The sequence below is a fragment of the Duganella qianjiadongensis genome, assembly GCF_009857915.1.
GTDB classification, from domain to species: Bacteria; Pseudomonadota; Gammaproteobacteria; order Burkholderiales; family Burkholderiaceae_D; genus Rugamonas; species Rugamonas qianjiadongensis.
The window spans coordinates 25,487-45,154 of sequence record NZ_WWCM01000012.1 but is presented as its reverse complement, the minus strand read 5'-3'; the positions used below and the strand labels follow the sequence as shown (position 1 = coordinate 45,154).

Annotated in this window: 20 protein-coding genes; all 20 read right to left on the bottom strand. The window is 60.6% G+C overall.

All coding sequences use genetic code 11. The features are described from left to right. Positions 1-5: 5 nt before the first annotated feature. The 20 genes from GTP27_RS16630 to GTP27_RS16535 all read right to left on the bottom strand — a co-directional run bounded on the left by GTP27_RS16630 (position 6) and on the right by GTP27_RS16535 (position 19,461). The gene (locus tag GTP27_RS16630; protein ID WP_161040291.1) at positions 6-1,796 is read right to left on the bottom strand and encodes an acyl-CoA dehydrogenase C-terminal domain-containing protein; all 1,791 of its coding nucleotides are present in this window, start codon (positions 1,794-1,796) and stop codon (positions 6-8) included. A gap of 78 nt (positions 1,797-1,874) precedes the next feature. Continuing rightward, on the bottom strand, positions 1,875-2,495 hold the full coding sequence (locus tag GTP27_RS16625; protein WP_161040290.1) for a TetR/AcrR family transcriptional regulator: 621 nt from the start codon (positions 2,493-2,495) through the stop codon (positions 1,875-1,877). 204 nt (positions 2,496-2,699) lie between these two features. Next, positions 2,700-3,077: an RNA-binding S4 domain-containing protein gene (locus GTP27_RS16620; protein ID WP_161040289.1), complete on the bottom strand. Its 378-nt coding sequence runs from the start codon at positions 3,075-3,077 to the stop codon at positions 2,700-2,702. Further along, complete coding sequence (gene clsB / locus GTP27_RS16615; protein ID WP_161040288.1) at positions 3,074-4,237, bottom strand: cardiolipin synthase ClsB; 1,164 nt, start codon at positions 4,235-4,237, stop codon at positions 3,074-3,076. Before clsB ends, GTP27_RS16620 begins: the two co-directional genes overlap by 4 nt. 4 nt (positions 4,238-4,241) lie before the next feature. Beyond that, complete coding sequence (locus GTP27_RS16610; protein WP_161040287.1) at positions 4,242-5,057, bottom strand: endonuclease/exonuclease/phosphatase family protein; 816 nt, start codon at positions 5,055-5,057, stop codon at positions 4,242-4,244. An 82-nt stretch (positions 5,058-5,139) separates the two neighbouring features. Beyond that, the gene (locus GTP27_RS16605; protein WP_161040286.1) at positions 5,140-5,388 is read right to left on the bottom strand and encodes a DUF2442 domain-containing protein; all 249 of its coding nucleotides are present in this window, start codon (positions 5,386-5,388) and stop codon (positions 5,140-5,142) included. Further along, entirely contained in the window at positions 5,366-5,605 is a 240-nt protein-coding gene (locus GTP27_RS24065) for a DUF4160 domain-containing protein (RefSeq protein ID WP_161040285.1), read from the bottom strand. The genes GTP27_RS16605 and GTP27_RS24065 overlap by 23 nt, the downstream gene beginning before the upstream one ends. Positions 5,606-5,711: 106 nt before the next feature. Further along, on the bottom strand, positions 5,712-6,173 hold the full coding sequence (gene nudB, locus GTP27_RS16595) for a dihydroneopterin triphosphate diphosphatase (protein ID WP_161040284.1): 462 nt from the start codon (positions 6,171-6,173) through the stop codon (positions 5,712-5,714). A 54-nt stretch (positions 6,174-6,227) separates the two neighbouring features. Further along, on the bottom strand, positions 6,228-8,027 hold the full coding sequence (aspS, locus tag GTP27_RS16590) for an aspartate--tRNA ligase (RefSeq protein ID WP_202416874.1): 1,800 nt from the start codon (positions 8,025-8,027) through the stop codon (positions 6,228-6,230). Between the two features lie 95 nt (positions 8,028-8,122). Continuing rightward, positions 8,123-8,743 carry a DUF502 domain-containing protein gene (locus tag GTP27_RS16585; RefSeq protein ID WP_161040282.1) on the bottom strand — a complete coding sequence of 207 codons (621 nt, stop codon included), beginning with the start codon at positions 8,741-8,743 and terminating at the stop codon, positions 8,123-8,125. Between the two features lie 41 nt (positions 8,744-8,784). Further along, positions 8,785-9,096 (bottom strand): FmdB family zinc ribbon protein, encoded by a 312-nt coding sequence (locus tag GTP27_RS16580; RefSeq protein WP_161040281.1) that lies wholly within the window; start codon positions 9,094-9,096, stop codon positions 8,785-8,787. Between the two features lie 52 nt (positions 9,097-9,148). Beyond that, a complete protein-coding gene (locus tag GTP27_RS16575; protein WP_161040280.1) occupies positions 9,149-9,769 on the bottom strand; it encodes a methyltransferase domain-containing protein in 621 nt (206 codons plus the stop codon). Positions 9,770-9,776: 7 nt separating this feature from the next. Further along, positions 9,777-11,345, bottom strand: coding sequence for a ubiquinone biosynthesis regulatory protein kinase UbiB (ubiB, locus tag GTP27_RS16570; RefSeq protein ID WP_161040368.1), 1,569 nt, complete (start codon positions 11,343-11,345; stop codon positions 9,777-9,779). Continuing rightward, positions 11,342-11,965 (bottom strand): ubiquinone biosynthesis accessory factor UbiJ, encoded by a 624-nt coding sequence (locus GTP27_RS16565; RefSeq protein ID WP_161040279.1) that lies wholly within the window; start codon positions 11,963-11,965, stop codon positions 11,342-11,344. The genes ubiB and GTP27_RS16565 overlap by 4 nt, the downstream gene beginning before the upstream one ends. 90 nt (positions 11,966-12,055) lie before the next feature. Next, positions 12,056-12,997 (bottom strand): Tim44 domain-containing protein, encoded by a 942-nt coding sequence (locus tag GTP27_RS16560; protein WP_161040278.1) that lies wholly within the window; start codon positions 12,995-12,997, stop codon positions 12,056-12,058. Positions 12,998-13,012: 15 nt separating this feature from the next. Then, positions 13,013-13,747, bottom strand: a complete 735-nt coding sequence (gene ubiE, locus GTP27_RS16555; RefSeq protein ID WP_161040277.1) for a bifunctional demethylmenaquinone methyltransferase/2-methoxy-6-polyprenyl-1,4-benzoquinol methylase UbiE — start codon at positions 13,745-13,747, stop codon at positions 13,013-13,015. Positions 13,748-13,861: 114 nt separating this feature from the next. Further along, on the bottom strand, positions 13,862-14,287 hold the full coding sequence (locus GTP27_RS16550; protein WP_161040276.1) for a gamma-butyrobetaine hydroxylase family protein: 426 nt from the start codon (positions 14,285-14,287) through the stop codon (positions 13,862-13,864). Further along, entirely contained in the window at positions 14,284-14,721 is a 438-nt protein-coding gene (locus tag GTP27_RS16545; RefSeq protein ID WP_161040275.1) for an HIT family protein, read from the bottom strand. Before GTP27_RS16545 ends, GTP27_RS16550 begins: the two co-directional genes overlap by 4 nt. Then, positions 14,721-18,737, bottom strand: a complete 4,017-nt coding sequence (locus GTP27_RS16540; RefSeq protein WP_161040274.1) for a DUF3683 domain-containing protein — start codon at positions 18,735-18,737, stop codon at positions 14,721-14,723. Before GTP27_RS16540 ends, GTP27_RS16545 begins: the two co-directional genes overlap by 1 nt. 232 nt (positions 18,738-18,969) lie before the next feature. Then, on the bottom strand, positions 18,970-19,461 hold the full coding sequence (locus GTP27_RS16535) for a YqaA family protein (protein WP_161040273.1): 492 nt from the start codon (positions 19,459-19,461) through the stop codon (positions 18,970-18,972). Between the last annotated feature and the right edge of the window lie 207 nt (positions 19,462-19,668).

The window sequence follows — 19,668 nt, the reverse complement described above, 5'->3', positions numbered from 1 at the left end:
GTTGCTTAGAACAGGTCAGCGTCGAGGGCCATCAGGTTGGCCGAACCCGAACGGGCCTGACGGATCAGGGTTGCAGTTTCTGGTTGCAGACGGGCGAAGTAGAAGCGTGCGGTCGCCAGCTTGGCTTTGTAGAAGTTGTCGCCGCTGTCTTGTTTGGCCAGCGCGATCTTCGCCATTTGAGCGAAGAAGTAGCTGTACACCATGTGGCCGACGACGCGCAGGTAAGGCACGCAGGCAGCACCGACTTCGTCCGGATTCTGGAAGGCTTTCATGCCGATTTCCATGGTCAGCTTGGTGACCTTGTCGCCCAGGTCGCCCAGCGGGGTAACGAATTCGCTCATGGCTTCATCGGTACCGTTGTCTTCCACGAAGGCTTTGATTTTCTCGCCGAATTTACGCAGCTTGGCGCCGTTGTCGCCCAGGATCTTACGACCCAGCAGGTCGAGCGACTGGATGGTGTTGGTGCCTTCGTAAATCAGGTTGATACGGGCGTCACGCACGTACTGCTCCATGCCCCACTCCGAGATGTAGCCGTGGCCGCCGTACACCTGCATGGCTTCCGAGGTAGCGATCCAGGCGTTGTCGGTGATGAAGGCTTTGACGATAGGGGTCAGCAGCGCCACTTCGTCGGCAGCTTCTTTACGCACTTCTTCGTCAGGGTGGTGCAGTTCGCGGTCGATCTGCAGTGCCACGTAGGAGGTGAAAGCACGGGCGCCTTCGGCGTAGGCTTTACCGGTCAGCAGCATGCGGCGTACGTCCGGGTGCACGATGATAGGGTCAGCTGCCTTGTCCGGTGCTTTAACGCCCGACAGGGAGCGCATCTGGATACGGTCTTTGGCGTACACCAGCGCGTTCTGGTAAGCCACTTCGGTCAGACCCAGCGACTGCATGCCTACGCCCAGACGGGCCGCGTTCATGAACACGAACATGGCGTTCAGGCCTTTGTTCGGCTGGCCGATGATCCAGCCCTTGGCGCCGTCCAGATTCATCTGGCAGGTCGAGTTACCGTGGATGCCCATTTTTTCTTCGATCGCGCCGCAGGTGATCGGGTTGCGCTCGCCGATAGAACCGTCGGCTTTCGGCAGGTATTTAGGCACCAGGAACAGCGAGATGCCTTTCGAGCCTTCCGGTGCGTCCGGTACGCGGGCCAGCACCAGGTGCAGGATGTTTTCCGACATATCGTGTTCGCCGGCCGAGATGAAGATCTTGGCGCCGGTGATGTCCCACGAACCGTCAGCCTGCGGAATCGCCTTGGTGCGCAGCAGGCCCAGATCGGTGCCGCAGTGTGGCTCGGTCAGGCACATGGTGCCGGTCCATTCGCCCGATACCAGTTTAGGCAGGTAGATTTTTTTCTGTTCGTCGGTGCCGTGTTCTTTCAGGCACTCGTAGGCGCCGTGCGACAGACCAGGGTACATGGTCCATGCCTGGTTGGCCGAGTTCAGCATTTCGTAGAACGAATTGTTCAGCACTACTGGCAGGCCCTGGCCGCCGTATTCGGGATCGCAGGCCAGTGCAGCCCAGCCGCCTTCGACGTACTGCTGATAGGCTTCCTTGAAGCCTTTCGGGGTGGTCACGGTCTTGGTAACAGCGTCGTGCTTGCAGCCTTCGCGGTCGCCCGAGTGGTTCAGCGGGAACAGTACTTCCGAGGTGAATTTGCCGCCTTCTTCCAGCACCTGGTTGATGATGTCGGCATCAACTTCTGCGTAGTCCGGCAATGCTTTCAGTTCTTCACCCACGTTCAGGAACTCGTGCAGAACGAATTGCATATCCCGGATTGGTGCGACGTATTGACCCATGATTTTCTCCTGATGACTTTTGTAGTGACTACGAAATTTAAATGGTGAGCGTGTTTTTGCTGCGATTAATGCTGCGCTTTAGTGCTGTGCGACCACCGCTGCCGGTGATTGCGGATTGCGATACGACCCTAACAGGCGTTCAAAACCGATGCCGGCCCGTGCCAGACTGCCCGGGATACGCAGGAAACGCGCATCGTGGTGCAGGGCCAGTATCAGGCCGTACATTTCATATACCAGCTGCTGCGGGTCGGTATCGGCTTTCAGATCGCCGCATTCGACTGCCTGCTTCACGCAGCGCAACAGCGCGCCCTGCCACGCACCGACCATGGCCATCAGCTCTTCGCGGATAGGGCCCGGACGGTCGTCGTATTCGACCGCGCCACTGATATAGATACAACCGGAAGCCACTTCCACGCTGACCCGTTTCACCCAGCGGGCGAACATCGATTGCAGACGCTGGATACCGCGTGGCTCCTTCACACTGGGGAAGAACACTTCCTGTTCGAAGCGGTGGTGATACAGCTTCAGCACTTCCAGCTGCAAATCTTCACGGGAACCGAAGTGGGCAAACACCCCGGACTTGCTCATGTTCATCTTATCCGCGAGCAACCCGATGGTCAGCCCTTCCAGGCCATCGCGGCTGGCCAGATCCAGTGCCACGTCCAGAATTGCAGCCCGTGTCAGCTCACCTTTGCGCATAAATTTAGTTGAGGTATTAATAAGATTACGTCCCAAGGTAAAAATTAATCTAGGAGAAGAAACAGCATTCTGCGCTAGTTAAATTTACTCCGTGTGAAAGAATTGCGAACGCTCGTACTATTATCTACCGAGGGGTAAATGTCAAACAGTACCGTTAGAGGTGTGGTTCTATTGATGCGACGCAGCAAATTCAGCACGAACGTGCTATAGCTTGCCCAGCTGGCGACGGTCGCGCTTGGTGGGACGGCCCTTGATATCGGCGCCGGGCTCGCGGTAGAGCCGGCGGTGTTCGGCCACTTCGGCCCGCCGCGTCACGCTGGCATCGGTTTCTTCGTACAGATTGCGCGCCACGGGGGCGGGGCCGCGCGTTTCGGACAGGTTCATCACGTCCACTTCCCAGCGGTCCGAGCCATTGTCGATGTCCAGCACATCGCCGACGCGCACGGCACGGGCCGGTTTGACCTTTTCGCCGCCCAGTTTGACCTTGCCGCTATCAACGGCATCGGTAGCCAGCGAACGGGTTTTGAAAAAGCGCGCCGCCCACAGCCATTTATCCAGTCTCACACTGCCATTGTCATTCACGCGTATTTCCCTACTGCGACTATGCGCATGATCATCTTGTATGCAAAATAAGCGAGTTCGTAGCCGAGCCGGCGCCAGCGCCCCACGTGCTCGAAATCGCTGGTATGGATCACCACGCCCTCGCCCACGGCCGCCTCGATGTGCTGGCGCAGGCTGCTGGCAAAAGCAGCATCCTTGATCACCACATTGGCTTCCTGATTCAGGAACAGGCTGAGTCCGTCCACATTGCTGGAGCCCACCGTGGCCCAGTCATCGTCGATCACCGCCACTTTGGCGTGCAGCTGGGTCTTGCGGTATTCCACCACCGTCACGCCCGCTGCCAGCAGCTTGGGATAGAAGGAATGGGCCACCGCATCCTGCAGCCAGAATTCGCCCACGCCGATCAGTAGCGTCACCTGCACGCCGCGCTCGGCGGCAGCGGCCAGCGCGCGGCGGAATTTGGCGCCGGGCGCAAAATACGGATTGGCCAGCAGCACGCTTCGGCGCGCCTGCCCCAGCGCCTGCAGATAGGCGCGCTGGATGGTGCGGCGGTTGCGCAGATTATCGCGCACCACGAAACCGGCCTGCACCATGTTCTGCACGGCCTGCTTCTGCACCTTGCGCAGGTCGCGGTACAGCTCCAGCCGGCGGATCAGGCCCATTTTTCCCAACCGCAGCCACTGGCTCTGCATTTCCATGTGGATGGTGCCCACCAGCGGGCCGATCACCTGTACGGCAAAATCCCAGCGCGGCGCGGCCAGACTGAGGGTACTGTCATGGTCACAATGCAGATCATCGACTACGTTGATGCCGCCCACAAACGCTTGCGACTGGTCCACCACGCACAGCTTGCGGTGGGTGCGCGTCACGCCCCGCTTGAACCAGGGATTGAAGATACGGTGCTCCACCCCGGCTTCTAGCAGCTCGGCGTGCATCTGGGCGATGCGGCTGCGCCCGGTGCCCCACCAGTCGGTGATCATGCGCACCTGCACGCCGCGGCGCGAGGCTTGGGCCAGCGCGGCCAGCATGGCCCGCCCTGTCACATCATCGGCAAAGATATAGGTTTCGAAATAGATTTCGTATTGCGCGCTATCGATGGCGGCCAGCAGCGCAGGGAAAAACTCGGCGCCCGTGTGCAGCAGCCGCACGTCGTTGTCCGCAACGAAGTTGACGGTGGGCATAGGCTCAGGTCAGCGTCAGATTGGCCACGATGGGCGCGTGGTCGGACAGCCTGGCCCACAGGCTGCCGTGCAGCACCTGCGCCGCCTCCACATGAAAACCGCGCACATAGATGCGGTCCAGGCGGAAAAACGGTAATGCTGCCGGAAAGGTGCGGGCCGGATGGGCGCTTTGCTTGCGGCGCAAGGTGCGCACCAGTTCATCGAGGGTGGAATTGCTGCCGATTTCGTCGAACGCTTCGCGCACGCCCAGCGCATTGCGCAGTTCGGCGCTGAGGCTGTTGCGCCAGTCGTTGAAGTCGCCGGCGATGATCACCGGTTCACCATCGGGCGCCGATTCGCGCACGGCGGCAATCAGCGCCTGGGTCTGGCGTCGCCGTCCCGCTTCGAACAGACCGAAGTGCACCACATAGCAATGCACGGGGCCGCGCGCCGTGTCCAGCACGCAATGCAGGATGCCGCGCTGCTCGTAAGCGTGATCGGACACGTCATGATTGCTGCTGTTGGCGATGGGGAAGGCACTGAGCAGCGCATTGCCATGGTGGCCATGGTCGTACACGGCATTCATGCCATAGGCGCTATGGGCATGGCGCGATTCACCGGCAAAATACTCGTGCTGCGCCGCAGCAGGCCAATGCTTGCGGCCCAGATGTTCGGCGCCGTATTTTGCCGCCTTGCGATCGTGCTGGCCCTGCACCTCTTGCAAAAAAACGACATCGGCATCGAACAGGCCGATCGCCTGCTTGAGTGCCAGCACGCGCGGCTCGCTGCGTATGGCCGACACACCCTTGTGGATATTGTAAGTAGCTACGCGGATTCTCATAGGCTTATTCTAACCCTGAGTCCGCAGCTGCGGCGTATGTCGCCGCACATATTGCGGGCGTGAACAATCCGGAAAATGCAGCCTAAGCCTGAGCCCGCACCCCACGCAGCATACCGGCCAGACTGAGGTCTTCGTCACACAGGGGCCAGTGCAGCCCTTCCCCATCGCCGATGATTTCCCATTGATCTAGCTGCTCGCGGCTGGCGCCTGCCAAGCGCGGATACCATGACAATGGCGTACTGATCTGCCGACCATCAGCCAGCGTAACCGTCAGGTCGGTGGCACTGATCGAAGCATGCTGTATGCGCTCAACTATCGTAAAAGTGTTCATCCCACCTCCTCAGAAATTCCAGCTTGTGCCTCGCAATGATACGCTCAATTTCACGTAATTCCAGAGGGGTAAAGTGTGCGTGCCTAACCAAAGTCACGCTTTCCAACCAGAACTTGGCAGTACTCCGATTCAGGCTGACATGCACGTGAGGTGGCTCGCCCACTTCGTTGCTGTAAAAGAAAAATCGGTAGCCCTTTTCCCGTAACAGTTGTGGCATAGCACACACCAGATCGTCGTACAACGCCCAACTGTACGAGCGAAGGTGCACAGTCCATTTGCGACGGATCAGCAAAGCTATCCAGACCGCGCTGGCCTATCCTGTTTCAGCGCGGCATGGCAGCCGTCTGCTCTTTCAGCTGGAGTATGGCCTCTGCATTGGATGCGGAGAAGCAGCGGTCGGCCGCTGCCAGATACGGCAGCCAGAGGTGGTTGGTGTGTTCGCGCGGGGCCAGTTTGACCTCGATTTCGCGCGGCACCTGCACGCTGAAGACGTGCTCGGTGTTTTCCGTCACGCCCGGTGCATAGCGGTGGCGCCAGACGGGATAGATGGTGTAGATGTTGGACAGCTGCCAGTCGCGCAGCACGATCTGCCGGCCATCGGCTACGATGCCCGTCTCTTCGAATAATTCGCGAGTGGCGGCAGCCAGTAAAGGCTCGTCCACGGCGTCCAGCGAACCCGTAACGGACTGCCAGAAGCCGGGCTTGTCGGCCCGCTCGATCAGCAGCACTTGCAGGTCGGCCGTGTGGATCACCACCAGCACTGATTCGGGTATTTTGTAAGGCATGCTCGACATCATAAAAGAAAAGGCGCCGCAGCGCCTTTTCCTGAGACGACAGACTTAGCCAGCGACTTTCGGCTCGGTGGCGCGCAGACGGATGTGCAGTTCGCGCAGCTGCTTCTCGTCCACTTCCGACGGCGCCTGGGTCAGCAGACACTGGGCACGCTGGGTTTTCGGGAAGGCGATCACGTCACGGATGGAATCGGACTTGGTCATCAGCGTGACGATACGGTCCAGACCGAAGGCCAGACCACCGTGCGGCGGCGCGCCGTACTGCAGGGCGTCGAGCAGGAAGCCGAATTTCAGGCGGGCTTCGTCAGCGTCGATCTTCAGTGCGCGGAACACTTTCGACTGCACTTCTTCGCGGTGGATACGGATAGAACCGCCGCCCAGTTCCCAGCCGTTCAGCACCATATCGTAGGCCTTGGCGATGCAGGCGCCCGGATTGGTTTCCAGCATGTCTTCGTGGCCGTCTTTCGGTGCCGTGAACGGGTGGTGGGTCGCGGTCCAGCGATCCGATTCTTCGTCGTATTCGAACATCGGGAAGTCGATCACCCACAGCGGCGACCAGACGTCGTCGAACAGGCCGGCTTTCTTGCCGAAGTCCGAGTGGCCGATCTTCACGCGCAGCGCGCCGATGGCATCGTTGACGACTTTGGCTTTATCCGCACCGAAGAAGATCAGGTCGCCGTCTTCTGCGCCGGTCAGTTCCAGCACCTTGGCCAGAGCGGCGTCGTGCAGGTTTTTCACGATAGGCGATTGCAGACCGTCACGGCCTTTGGCTTTCTCGTTGACCTTGATGTAGGCCAGACCCTTGGCGCCGTAAATGGCGACGAACTGGGTGTAGGCATCGATTTCCGAACGTGGCATGTCGCCGCCCTTCGGTACGCGCAGACCGACCACACGGCCGTTAGGCATGTTGGCAGCACCGGAGAAGACTTTGAAGTCGACGTCTTTCATCACCTCGGTCAGATCGGTGAACTTCAGTTTCACGCGCATGTCAGGCTTGTCCGAACCGTAGCTGCCCATGGCTTCGGCGTAGTCCATCACCGGGAAGGGGTTAGGCAGCTCGACGTCCATGGTGTTCTTGAACACTTTACGGATCATATCTTCGAACAGATCGCGGATTTCCTGTTCGGTCAGGAACGAGGTTTCGCAGTCGATCTGGGTGAATTCCGGCTGACGGTCAGCGCGCAGGTCTTCGTCGCGGAAGCACTTGGTGATCTGGTAGTAGCGGTCGAAGTTAGCCACCATCAGCAGCTGTTTGAACAGCTGTGGCGACTGCGGCAGCGCGAAGAAGTTACCGGCGTTCACACGCGATGGCACCAGATAGTCGCGCGCGCCTTCTGGCGTCGACTTGGTCAGCATCGGGGTTTCGATATCGATGAAGCCCAGTTCATCCAGATACTTGCGCACTTCCATCGACACTTTGTAGCGCAGGCGCAGATTGTTCTGCATCTGCGGACGGCGCAGGTCCAGCACGCGGTGGGTCAGACGGGTGGTTTCCGACAGATTGTCGTCGTCCAGCTGGAACGGCACTGGCACGGAGGCGTTCAGCACTTCCAGTTGCGAGCAGATCACTTCGATCTTGCCCGACTTCAGGTTGTTATTGACGGTGCCGGCCAGACGGTCTTTGACCACGCCGGTGACGCGCAGGCAGAACTCGCTACGCACGGCTTCGGCAACCTTGAATACTTCGGCCTGTTCCGGATTGCACACCACCTGCACCAGACCTTCGCGGTCGCGCAGGTCGATGAAGATCACGCCACCGTGGTCACGGCGACGGTGTACCCAGCCGCACAGGCTGACAGTTTGGCCAAGCAGCGCTTCGGTAGTGAGGCCGCAGTAGTGAGTACGCATTGAGGACATGTTTATTTCTCGGTTCAGGTTAAGTTACTCAGTTAATCTAGTATTTGTTTATTTTTTTGTACTGCCGGTTTTCTGCTGGTTCTGGCTTATTTGCTGACTGCATCGGGGGCTTTCGGCGCCTCTTCCGGCGCTACCACCCCCATCGACACGATGTACTTGAGCGCCGCGTCGACCGACATATCGAGCTCCACTACATCCTTGCGCGCCATCATCAGGAAGAAGCCCGAGGTCGGATTAGGCGTGGTAGGGATATACACGCTGACGTAATCGCCCACCAGATGGTTTTTCACATCGCCGCCCGGCGTGCCGGTGAGGAAGGCGATGGTCCACGATTGCGGGTGCGGATACGGAATCAGCACGGCCTTGCGGAAAGCATTGCCCGACGACGAGAACAGGGTATCGGAGACCTGCTTGACGCTCGAATACAGCGAGCTCACCACAGGGATGCGGGTCAGCAATTTTTCCCACACGCGCACCACGTAGTTGCCGACCAGATTATTGGTCAGCAAGCCCGTGAGGAACACGATCACTACCGTCAGCACCGTGCCCAGACCGGGAATGTCGAAGCCGATCAGGGTGCGTGGCTGCCAGCGTGCCGGTACGAACAGCAGCGACTGGTCCATGGTGCTGATCACCAGATTCAGCACCCAGGCGGTAATTGCCAGAGGCACCAGTATCAGCAGGCCGGTAATGAAGTATTTACGCATCAGTTAATCTCGTCGGAGGTTGGGTCAGACTGCGCGCCTGCTCAGGCGCTGGTGCTGGCGCCGGCCGCCGGAGCAGCAGCGGGAGCAGCGGCTGGCTCGGCAGCGTCAGTCTTGGCGGCTGGCTTCTGGCCTTCCATCGGACCGGTGGACATGCCGGTGGCCGGTGGCGTGCCGCCACGGAAGTCGGTCTGATACCAGCCCGTACCCTTCAACTGGAAACCGGCAGCCGTCACTTGTTTCTTAAACGTCTCTTTGCCGCAGGACAGGCACACTGTCAGCTGCGGGTCGGAAATCTTCTGCAAGACATCCTTGGCAAAACCACATGCCTCGCAGCGGTAAGCGTAGATTGGCATCTATTACTCCGCAAAAATCATCAAAACCCTGAATTATAAAGCTTTTTAGCCGCTACCTGCCGGTTTCCTGTGCCCAGGCCCGGCGCTGCCAGATCATCCAGCGCTCTTTGCCCTCGAAAACGGCGATCGAATCGCTGACGGGCTGGTCTTCGAGACAGTCGAAATTGCCGCCAAGCAAATCTTCCAGCTCGCTGCGGGCGATCCCGAAGGGCGGGCCTTTGGCAGCATGATCAAAGAAGAAATAGCCGACCAGCAAACCTCCGGGCGGCAGCAGCGCGGCCCAGCGTGCCGCCACCTGTGGCCGCATGGCCGGTGGCAGGGCACACAGAAAGGCCCGCTCGTAGATCAGTTGCAGCGCTTCCCCTTGCGGCTGCCATGCAAAGAAATCCGCCTCCACCACGCGCGCCGCATGGCGGCCCGCCACGGCCCGCCCTTTCTGCACGGCGGCCGGCGCAAAATCGATGGCGCAGGCATCCCAGCCCGCATCGGCCAGCAGCACCAGTTCGTGGGCCGCGCCGCAGCCCGGTATCAGACTAGGGCGCGGCGCGCTGGCGGCGACAAACTCGCGCAGGGCCTGCGGTGCTGCGCCACGGTCCCACGGCGTATATGCGCGCTCGAAGCGCTCGTCCCAGAAGGCCGGCGAGCGCGGGTCGCGTTGCAGGAAATCGGCCATGGCCAGATCAGCCCAGATAGTGCCAGCGCAAATACAGCTGCACGGCCAGCACGCCGCCGCCAAAGGCCAGCGCGAAATAGATCACCAGCGACAGCAGGCGGTTGGTGCGCCGCTGTTCGCCGATCAGCACTTTGAGCAATTCGCTATTGTCGGGCGCCGCTTCGGCCTGCCGGGCCAGCGCCTTGTGCAGCAGGCGCGGCAGCTGCGGAATCACGTGGGCGTAATGCGGCGCTTCGGCCTTCATGCGCTGCCACATGCCTTTCAGGCCCACCTGCTCGGCCATCCAGTTTTCCAGATAAGGCTTGGCGGTCTTCCACAGGTCGAGATCGGGGTCAAGCTGGCGGCCCAGCCCTTCGATATTGAGCAGGGTCTTCTGCAGCAGCACCAGCTGCGGCTGCACTTCCACATTGAAGCGGCGCGAAGTCTGGAACAGGCGCAGCAGAATCTGGCCGAAGGAGATGTCTTTCAGCGGACGGTCGAAGATCGGTTCGCAGCAGGCCCGCACGGCCGATTCCAGCTCGTCCACGCGGGTGTCTTTCGGCGCCCAGCCCGATTCGATGTGGGCTTCGGCCACGCGCTTGTAGTCGCGCCGGAAGAAGGCGAGGAAGTTCTGCGACAGGTAATCCTTGTCGAAGTCGTTGAGCGTGCCGACGATGCCGAAATCGAGCGCGATATAGCGGCCAAAGCTGGCCGGATCGACAGACACCAGAATATTCCCCGGGTGCATATCGGCGTGGAAGAAGCCATCGCGGAACACCTGCGTGAAGAAGATTTCCACGCCATCGCTGGAGAGCTTTTTCAGATCCACGCCCGCTTCGATCAGGCGGTCGATCTGCGACACGGGAATGCCGTGCATGCGCTCCATCACGATCACGCTGCTCGAACAATAGTCCCAGAACATCTCGGGCACCAGCAGCAGCTCGGAGTTGGCAAAGTTGCGGCGCAGCTGGCTGGCATTGGCCGCCTCGCGCATCAGGTCCAGTTCGTCGTGCAGGTATTTGTCGAACTCGGCCACCACCTCTTTCGGCTTGAGGCGTTTGCTGTCGGCCCACAGCCGTTCCACCAGCTCGGCAGCCGTCTGCATCAGCGCCACATCCTCATCGATGGTTTTCTTCATGCCGGGACGCAGCACTTTGACGGCTACCTGCTTGCCATCTTTCAGCGTCGCGAAGTGCACCTGCGCGATCGAGGCAGAAGCGACGGGCGTGCGTTCAAACGTGGCAAACAGCTCGTCCGGATGGGCACCCAGCGATTTGCGGATCTGGGCAATGGCCAGTTCCGTATCGAAGGGCGGCACGCGGTCCTGCAGGCGCGACAGCTCTTCCACCAGATCGGCGGGGATCAGGTCGCGCCGGGTCGACAGCACCTGACCGAATTTGACGAAGATAGGGCCCAGTTCTTCCAGCGCCATGCGCAGGCGCACGCCACGGGGCGCCGACAGGTCACGCCAGAAAAACACCGTATCGATCAGCTTGGCGACGCGCGGCTTCTTCAGCCCCGAAATCGCGATTTCATCCAGACCATACTGAATCGCAACGCGCAGGATTTTCAGTAGGCGTAAAAATTTCAGCATCAGCGCGATCCCAGTTTCTGTTCCAGTTTAGCCAGCCGTTTGGCGGCCCGTTCTACATCATCGCGCAAGCGCACCACCTCGGCGGAAAAGTCTTCCACCACATGAGGACGGATCAGCACAGGTTTTTCGTCCAGCAGAAATTCGGCCACATTCTCGGCCAGCTTGCGCTGCCCCGTTTTGACGGTTTCCAGCGCAGCTTTAGCGCCCTGCACCAGGCGCACCGCCGCCACCGGCCCCACCACTTTTTCCAGATCGTGCTCGGCTTCCCAGCGCAGCGAATTGCTGAGCGAGGAAATGGTGTTGGCAAATTCCGCATCACCGGCAATCTGCACGTAGGAGAACGCCCGCTCGCGGTTCTGCAGCATCAGCGGCACATCGGCCAGTTTCAGGCTGATGGTCACGCGTGCCTCCTCGCCGTCGGCAGCAGGCTGCAGATAGCCGTCCGGCGTCACCTGCAGGCGCAGCACCACGGCGCCGCTGTCGATGGCTGCCACTTTGCCGCCATGGCGCTGCAGCGATGCACGCGCCCATGGCTCCTGTGCCAGCAGGTGGTTGATGGCGGCGCAGGCAGGCGCTGCCGCAGTCAGTCGGTGCAATAACAAGCCCAGATTCGGTGCAATCATACGGATACCGTGTAAACAAAAACTGCCAATAAAAAACCGCCCGGAATACGGGCGGTCTTGATCTTACCAGTTTGCCGCTGAGTACGGCGATTAAGCGTGCTGCTCCAGCTGCTGGATACCGGCCAGCAGCCAGCCGCCGTTACCCGCCACCGGTTTGACCAGATTCCACACTTCATTGAACGGCTCGGCCAGCGCGTCCGGCGCCGGTTTGATGGTGCCGCTGAACTTGACGCTGGACAGGTACTCGCCGTTGCTGGTTTCTATGCCCAGCAGTTCCGCGTCGATGCTGACCACGTCGGTGTAATCCTTCTGGGCGCCGCGCTCGGTGATTTGCAGCTTCAGCTCGGCAAACACTTCCGGCGTGGTGAATTCGCGGATATCGGCCACATCGCCCTTATCCCATGCCGCTTGCAGGCGGATGAAATTACCTTTGGCCACGCGCAGGAAGCTGGCCGCGTCGAAATCCGCCGGCACGCCCCAAGGGGTATGCGCTGCCGCAGGAGCCTCGGCCAGACGCGCACCGATTTCCGGCGTGGTGCTGGCCGGTGCAGGCTGGACGGCATAGCCGTTGTTGTTATCGGCATAGCCGTTGTTGCCGCTGTAGCCAGCCGGTACGCCGACCGGGGCCATAGCTGGCGCCGACTTGCGGCCGAACAGACGGAACAGCAGCACGACCACGCCAGCCAGCAGGGCCAGCATGATGATGGAACCCAGTATGCCGCTCAGGGCACTACCGAAGCCGAAATGCGAGAACAGCGCGCCGATACCGAGACCGAGCAGCGCGCCGCCAAGGATACCTTTCCATGGGCTGGCCGGTTTAGGCGGCATGGCCGGCGCAGGCGCTGGGGCAGGGGCCGGAGCGGCCTGACGTGGCGCCTGCTGAGGGGCAGCGGCTGGTGGCATGCGGCTGACGTTCTGCGACTGACGGCCGATGGAGCGGCCACCGCCCATAGGACGCGCCGTGGCCTCGGCCAGCAGCGACATGGCAGCAACGGCCAGTACGGCGCCGATCAGGACTTGCTTCAGTTTCATGGACTTCCTTAAAAATTACAGTTTGATACCGGTGTGCAAAGCGGCCACACCTGCCGTCAGGTTGTAATACTGGACCCGCTCCAGCCCTGCCTCCTGCATCATGGTTTTCAGGGTTTCCTGATCCGGATGCATGCGGATCGATTCCGCCAGATAGCGATAGCTCTCGGCGTCACCGGCAATCTTCTGGCCCATCCACGGCAGCACCTTGAACGAATAAATATCGTACGGTTTCTGCAGCGGCTCGGCCACTTTGGAAAACTCCAGCACCAGCAGCTTGCCGCCCGGTTTCAGCACGCGCCGCATTTCCTTCAGCGCCACATCCTTGTGAGTCATGTTGCGCAGGCCGAAAGCCACGCTGACGCGGTCGAAATAATTGTCCGGGAAGGGCAGTTTTTCTGCATCACATAGCAAGGTGGGGGTCAGCAGGCCGCGATTCAAGAGGCGATCGCGCCCTACCCGCAGCATGGATTCGTTAATGTCGGTCAGCCAGACTTCACCGGTCGGACCAGCCTGCTTGGCGAAGACTTTGGCCAGATCGCCCGTGCCGCCGGCGATATCGAGGCATTTGAAGCCGGGACGCACGCCCGCGTGAGCGATGGTGAAGGTCTTCCACAGACGGTGCAGGCCAGCCGACATGACGTCGTTCATGATGTCGTATTTGGCGGCGACAGAATGGAAAACCTTGGCAACTTCGCGGACTTTTTCGTCTTCCGCGACAGTTTTGTAACCGAAGTGTGTGGTATTGGTCATGGTAGGCAGGCCTGTTAGTTTGGCGGCATTATACAAGACGGAACAGGGCGCTAGCCCCTGAGCGGGAGCAGAACCGAGCGCCGGTCTGCCACCGCGGCAGGGCTGGCATGGCGCCTAGTGCTTGTGGCCGCAGCCGTGCGACGCTTTGGCGCCCGTGCCGGGCAGCACGGTGCCCGTTTCACGCCCGCTATCGCCGGCGAAACCGGCCGCGTGCAGGCGCGCCATGTAGTCGGCCCACAGGCTGTCCTGCTCTTGACCTAGGCGATACAGATAGTCCCAGGTGTACAGTCCTGTGTTATGGCCATCGCTGAACGTGGGCTGGATGGCGTAATTGCCCACCGGCTCGATACCGGCGATGCCCACTTCGCGCTTGCCGACTTGCAGGGTTTCCTGTCCCGGGCCGTGGCCCTTGACCTCGGCCGAGGGCGAATATACGCGCAGCAGCTCGAAGGGAATGGAAAAATTGGCGCCGTCGTCGAATTCGACTTCCAGACGGCGCGACTGGTTGTGGACCGTCAGGCCCGTTGGCTGTTTGCTCATGCTATCCCCTGCAGACGTTCTATCATGGCCTCGTGCAGCGCTGGCAGCAGCGCGCGGCGGGCCGCCAGCACAGCCGGATCGCCAGCACGCTGCACCGGCGCCCAGGTCGGCTGAGGGAAATGGGCGTCATCGGTATAGCGCGGGATCACGTGCCAGTGCACATGGGGCGTCATGTTACCAAAGCTGGCCAGATTGATCTTGTGCGGCGCCAGCACGGCGCGCTGCGCCTCTTCCACCGCCCAGACCACGGCCATCACATGCTGCCGCTGGGCCGCCGTGAGGTCGCTCATCTCGCGCACATGCTCGCGCCACACCACGCGGGTGTAGCCCGGATACTCGGCCTCGTCGACATGGATCACCACCAGCAGCGCGTCGCCCCAGATGATCACGCCTTCGGCCGGCGCCTCCAGCAGCTTGCACAGATCGCAGGCCATTACACCAGCACCCGCTCGATGCCGCCGGCATTGGCGCGCTGCACGTATTCGGGCAGCCAGTTCTCGCCCAGCAGGTGCTTGGCGATTTCCACCACGATGTAGTCGGCCGTGGTGCCGGCATCTTCGCTGTAGCGCGACACCCCGCCCAGACAGGCCGGGCAGCTGGTCAGTATCTTCACGTCACCGTCGAAACCGTCGGCGCGCAGCTTGTTGGCGCCGCTCACCACTTCCTGCTCCTTGCGGAAGCGTACCTGGGTGGAGATGTCGGGACGGGCGATCATCAGGGTGCCGGAATCGCCGCAGCAGCGGTCGTTCTTCTCGATCTTGACGTTGTCATGCGTCTGGATCAGGGCATTCACCGTCTTGGTGGCTTCCTGCAGCTTCATCGGCGTGTGGCAAGGCTCGTGGTACATGTAACGGGTGCCCGTCACGCCTTCCAGCTTGACCTGCTTCTCCATCAGATATTCGTGGATATCCATGATGCGGCAGCCGGGGAAGATCTTGTCGAACTCGTAGGTAGCCAGCTGATCATAGCAGGTACCGCACGACACCAGCACGGTCTTGATGTCAAGATAGTTGAGCGTGTTGGCCATGCGGTGGAACAGCACGCGGTTATCCGTCATCATCTTCTCGGCCTTGTCGTACTCGCCTGCGCCCCGTTGCGGATAGCCGCAGCACAGATAGCCCGGCGGCAGCACGGTCTGCACGCCCACTTCCCACAGCATGGCCTGGGTAGCCAGACCCACTTGCGAGAACAGCCGTTCGGAACCGCAGCCGGGGAAGTAGAACACGGCTTCCGTGTCCGCATTGGTTTTCTGCGGATTACGGATAATCGGAATGACCTTGTCGTCTTCGATATCGAGCAGCGCACGCGCCGTTTTCTTCGGCAGACCGCCCGGCATTTTCTTGTTGATGAAGTGGATCACCTGCTCGCGCACTTTCGGCTTGCCCACGGTCGGCGGCGGCGCCTTGGTCTGGGTGCGGGCGAACTTCTTCAGCAGATCATTGCCAAGGCGCTGGGCCTTGTAACCTATGCCCACCATGGCGGCACGGGTGGCGTTGATGGTGGCCGGATCGGTGGCGTTGAGGAAGAACATGGCCGCCGATTTGCCCGGATTGAAGCTCTTCTTGTCCATCTTGCGCAGCAGATTGCGCATATTCATCGACACATCGCCGAAATCGATATTCACCGGACATGGCGTGACGCACTTATGGCAGACGGTGCAGTGATCGGCCACGTCTTCGAATTCTTCCCAGTGCTTGATGGAGATGCCGCGCCGGGTCTGCTCTTCGTACAGGAAAGCTTCGATCAGCGACGAGGTGGCCAGTATCTTGTCACGCGGCGAGTACAGCAGATTGGCGCGCGGCACGTGGGTCGAGCACACGGGTTTGCACTTGCCGCAGCGCAGGCAGTCCTTGACGCTGTTGGCGATGTTGCCGATATCGCTTTGCTGCATGATCAGCGATTCGTGGCCCATCAGGCCGAACGAGGGCGTGTAGGCATTGCGCAGGTCGGCTTCCATACCGGCCAGATTGAGCAGCTTGCCCTTGTTGAAGCGGCCTTCCGGATCGACCTTCTGCTTGTAGTCGCGGAACGGGCCGATTTCTTCTTCGGTCAGGAATTCCAGCTTGGTGATGCCGATGCCGTGCTCGCCCGAGATCACGCCGTTGAGCGAGCGGGCCAGCGTCATGATGCGTGCCACCGCCTGATGCGCCAGCTGCAGCATTTCATAGTGGTCCGAGTTGACCGGCAAGTTGGTGTGCACATTGCCGTCGCCGGCGTGCATGTGCAGCGCCACGAACACGCGGCCGCGCAGCACGCGCTTGTGGATGGCCGTAGCTTCGTCGAGAATCAGCTTGTAGGCGGCACCGTTGAAGATAGAACGCAGACTGGCGCGGATTTCCTGTTTCCACGAAATGCGCACGGTACGGTCCTGCACCACATCGAACAGACGGGCTTGCGGCTGCGCGGCCAGACGTTCGAGCAGCGTCGGCACCAGACGTTCCAGACCCAGCGCTTCCAGTTGCGGCAGCGCCGTCTGCAGCGGCTGGTCGAGTTCGGCTAGCAGATAGGCCCAGCGCGCCTGCACCTGCGCCAGCAGCGCCGCGGCTTGCTGCACGCGGTCGCCCAGCATTTCTTCGTCGCCCACGCCGTCGTCGGCGTCGTCGCTCTTGCCGATAGGCAGATTGCCGGCAGCGAAGAACTGCTGCAGTTCTTCGGCCAGTTGCAGCTTGTTGCGGATCGACAGTTCGATATTGATGCGCTCGATGCCGTCGGTGTACTCGCCCATGCGGTTGAGCGGTATCACCACGTCTTCGTTGATCTTGAACGCATTGGTGTGCTTGGCAATGGCCGCCGTGCGGGCACGGTCCAGCCAGAATTTCTTGCGCGCTTCCGGGCTGACCGCCACAAAGCCTTCCCCCACGCGGGTGTTGGCCAGACGGATCACTTCGGAAGCGGCCAGCGCGACCGCGTTTTCATCGTCGCCGACAATGTCGCCGAACAGCGCCATTTTCGGCAACACGCCGCGCTTGGACTTGGTGGCATAGCCGACGGCGCGCAGATAGCGCTCGTCGAGGTGTTCCAGACCGGCCAGACGCAGCGTGGCGAACTGCTCGCCCTTGGCGGGCAGGCTGTCCAGATAATCCTTGATTTCCACAATCGATGGAATCGCATCGCGCGCCTGACCGAAGAATTCGAGGCAGACCGTGCGCGTGTGCTTGGGCATTTTGTGCAATATCCAGCGCGCCGACGTGATCAGGCCATCGCAGCCCTCTTTCTGGATGCCGGGCAGACCGGCGAGGAATTTGTCGGTAACGTCCTTGCCCAGACCTTCTTTGCGGAATTTGCGGCCTTCGATTTCCAGCAGTTCCGTCTTGAACGGTTCACCCTTGGCTTCACCCCGCGCGCTCGGGCGGGTCCACTCCAGCTTGAAGCGGGCCAGCGGCGTATCGTGGATCTTGGACAGATTGTGATCGAGACGGGTGACTTCGAGCCAGTCGCCATTCGGATCGACCATGCGCCACGAAGCCAGATTGTCCAGCGCCGTGCCCCACAGCACGGCCTTCTTGCCGCCCGCATTCATGGCGATATTGCCGCCTATGCAGGAGGCGTGGGCCGAGGTCGGATCGACCGCGAACACGAAACCGGCTTTCTCGGCCGCTTCCGATACCTTGTTGGTGATCACGCCTGCGCCCGTGTAGATGGTGGCGTACTCGCGGCTCAGGCCGGGCAGCACCTTCATTTCCACGGCGCCCATGTTGAGCAGCTTTTCCGTGTTGATCACGGCCGACATGGGCGTGAGCGGAATGGCGCCGCCCGTGTAGCCGGTGCCGCCGCCGCGCGGGATGATGGTCAGCCCCAGTTCGATACAGCCTTTGACCAGACCGGCCATTTCTTCTTCGCTGTCCGGCGTCAGCACCACGAACGGGTATTCCACCCGCCAGTCGGTGGCGTCGGTGACGTGGGAAATCCGCTTCATGCCGTCGAAGCAGATATTGTGCTTGTCCGTGTAGCGGCCCAGCACTTTGTAAGTACGCTTGCGCAGATCATAGGTCTGCCTGAATTCTTCGCCAAAGTCGGCCACGGCCTTGCCGGCGGCACGCAGCAGCTGGGCCACGTTCGCGCTGCGCTGACGCTGTTCGGCGTCATCTGCCGCACCGTTTTCGTCCACACTGTGGCGGCGCTTGTCCACTTCGGCCAGCCGGTGATGCAGCGCTGCGATCAATTCCTGACGGCGCTTGGGATTGTCCAGCAAGTCGTCCTGCAGATAGGGATTGCGCCGCACGGCCCAGATATCACCGAGCACTTCGTACAGCATGCGGGCCGAGCGGCCCGTCTGGCGCGCACCGCGCAATGCATCGAGCAAGCTCCACGACTCCTCGCCCAGCAGCCGGATCACAATCTCGCGATCGGAAAACGACGTGTAGTTGTAAGGAATTTCGCGCAGGCGCGTGGCCTCCGGACCGTGAGGCGTTTCCGCCAGCAAAGCTTGAATTTGTGCAGGGGCGTTCATATTGCGTTTCGACTGGAGACGACTAGTGACATTAGCCGGGAGGGTCATTCTAGCGTATTGCGGCGCACCACGCCGGAACAGCCTTCCGTGGCCTAGGGCCATTGACCACGCAATTAATCCGCGAATAATTTGAAAATCGCAGGTTTCATTAGCAATAAATGCCGAAACCTGAAACAAAACTGAATTTAATTCACAAACTCAGCTTGTTGACAATATGTTTAATTGCACCAAACTAGCCCAGCAGATGGGCGATACTGCGCCAGAACCCGTCCGGCACATACAACAATAGTGCTGTCATGCACAGGTAACGCAGGAATTTCCCCACAGCCATATAGGCAATGCTGGGCCAGAACGGCAGGTGCAGCCAGCCGCCCAGCGTGCAGAGCGGATCGCCTATGCCGGGCAGCCAGGCCAGCAGCATGGTCTTGGCGCCATAGCGTTCCAGCCAGTGAAACCAGCGGCTCTGGCGCTCGCGCGCGAACGACTGCTTGGCCTGATAGCCCATCCAGTAATCGATGGCCCCGCCCAGCGTATTGCCGACGGTGGCCACGCCTATGGTGGCCCAGAACAGGGCAGGATTGGCTTTGACCACGGCAAATACGGCCGGTTCCGAGCCTAGCGGCACCAGCGTGGCCGAGATCAGGCTCACCAGAAAAACGGAAGTCAGCCCCACTTGCGGTGCTGCCAGCACAGCGAGCAGCCAGCCTATTGCAGATTCGATCATCGTTTGCTTCTGCGCTTAATTCAGCGCTTTCTTTAGATGTGGGGAAGGTGTCCATTATAATAAATTGCATCCGCATGAATGCACCGTCCGGCTTGCGCCCACCCGCGCTGTGCCAGCGCCCTGCTCCACCCCGGTCACCCGCCGGTTAGTTAGCATAGCTTGAAGTACCGTACGCACCAGAATTATCTGGCCCGGAATCATTATGTT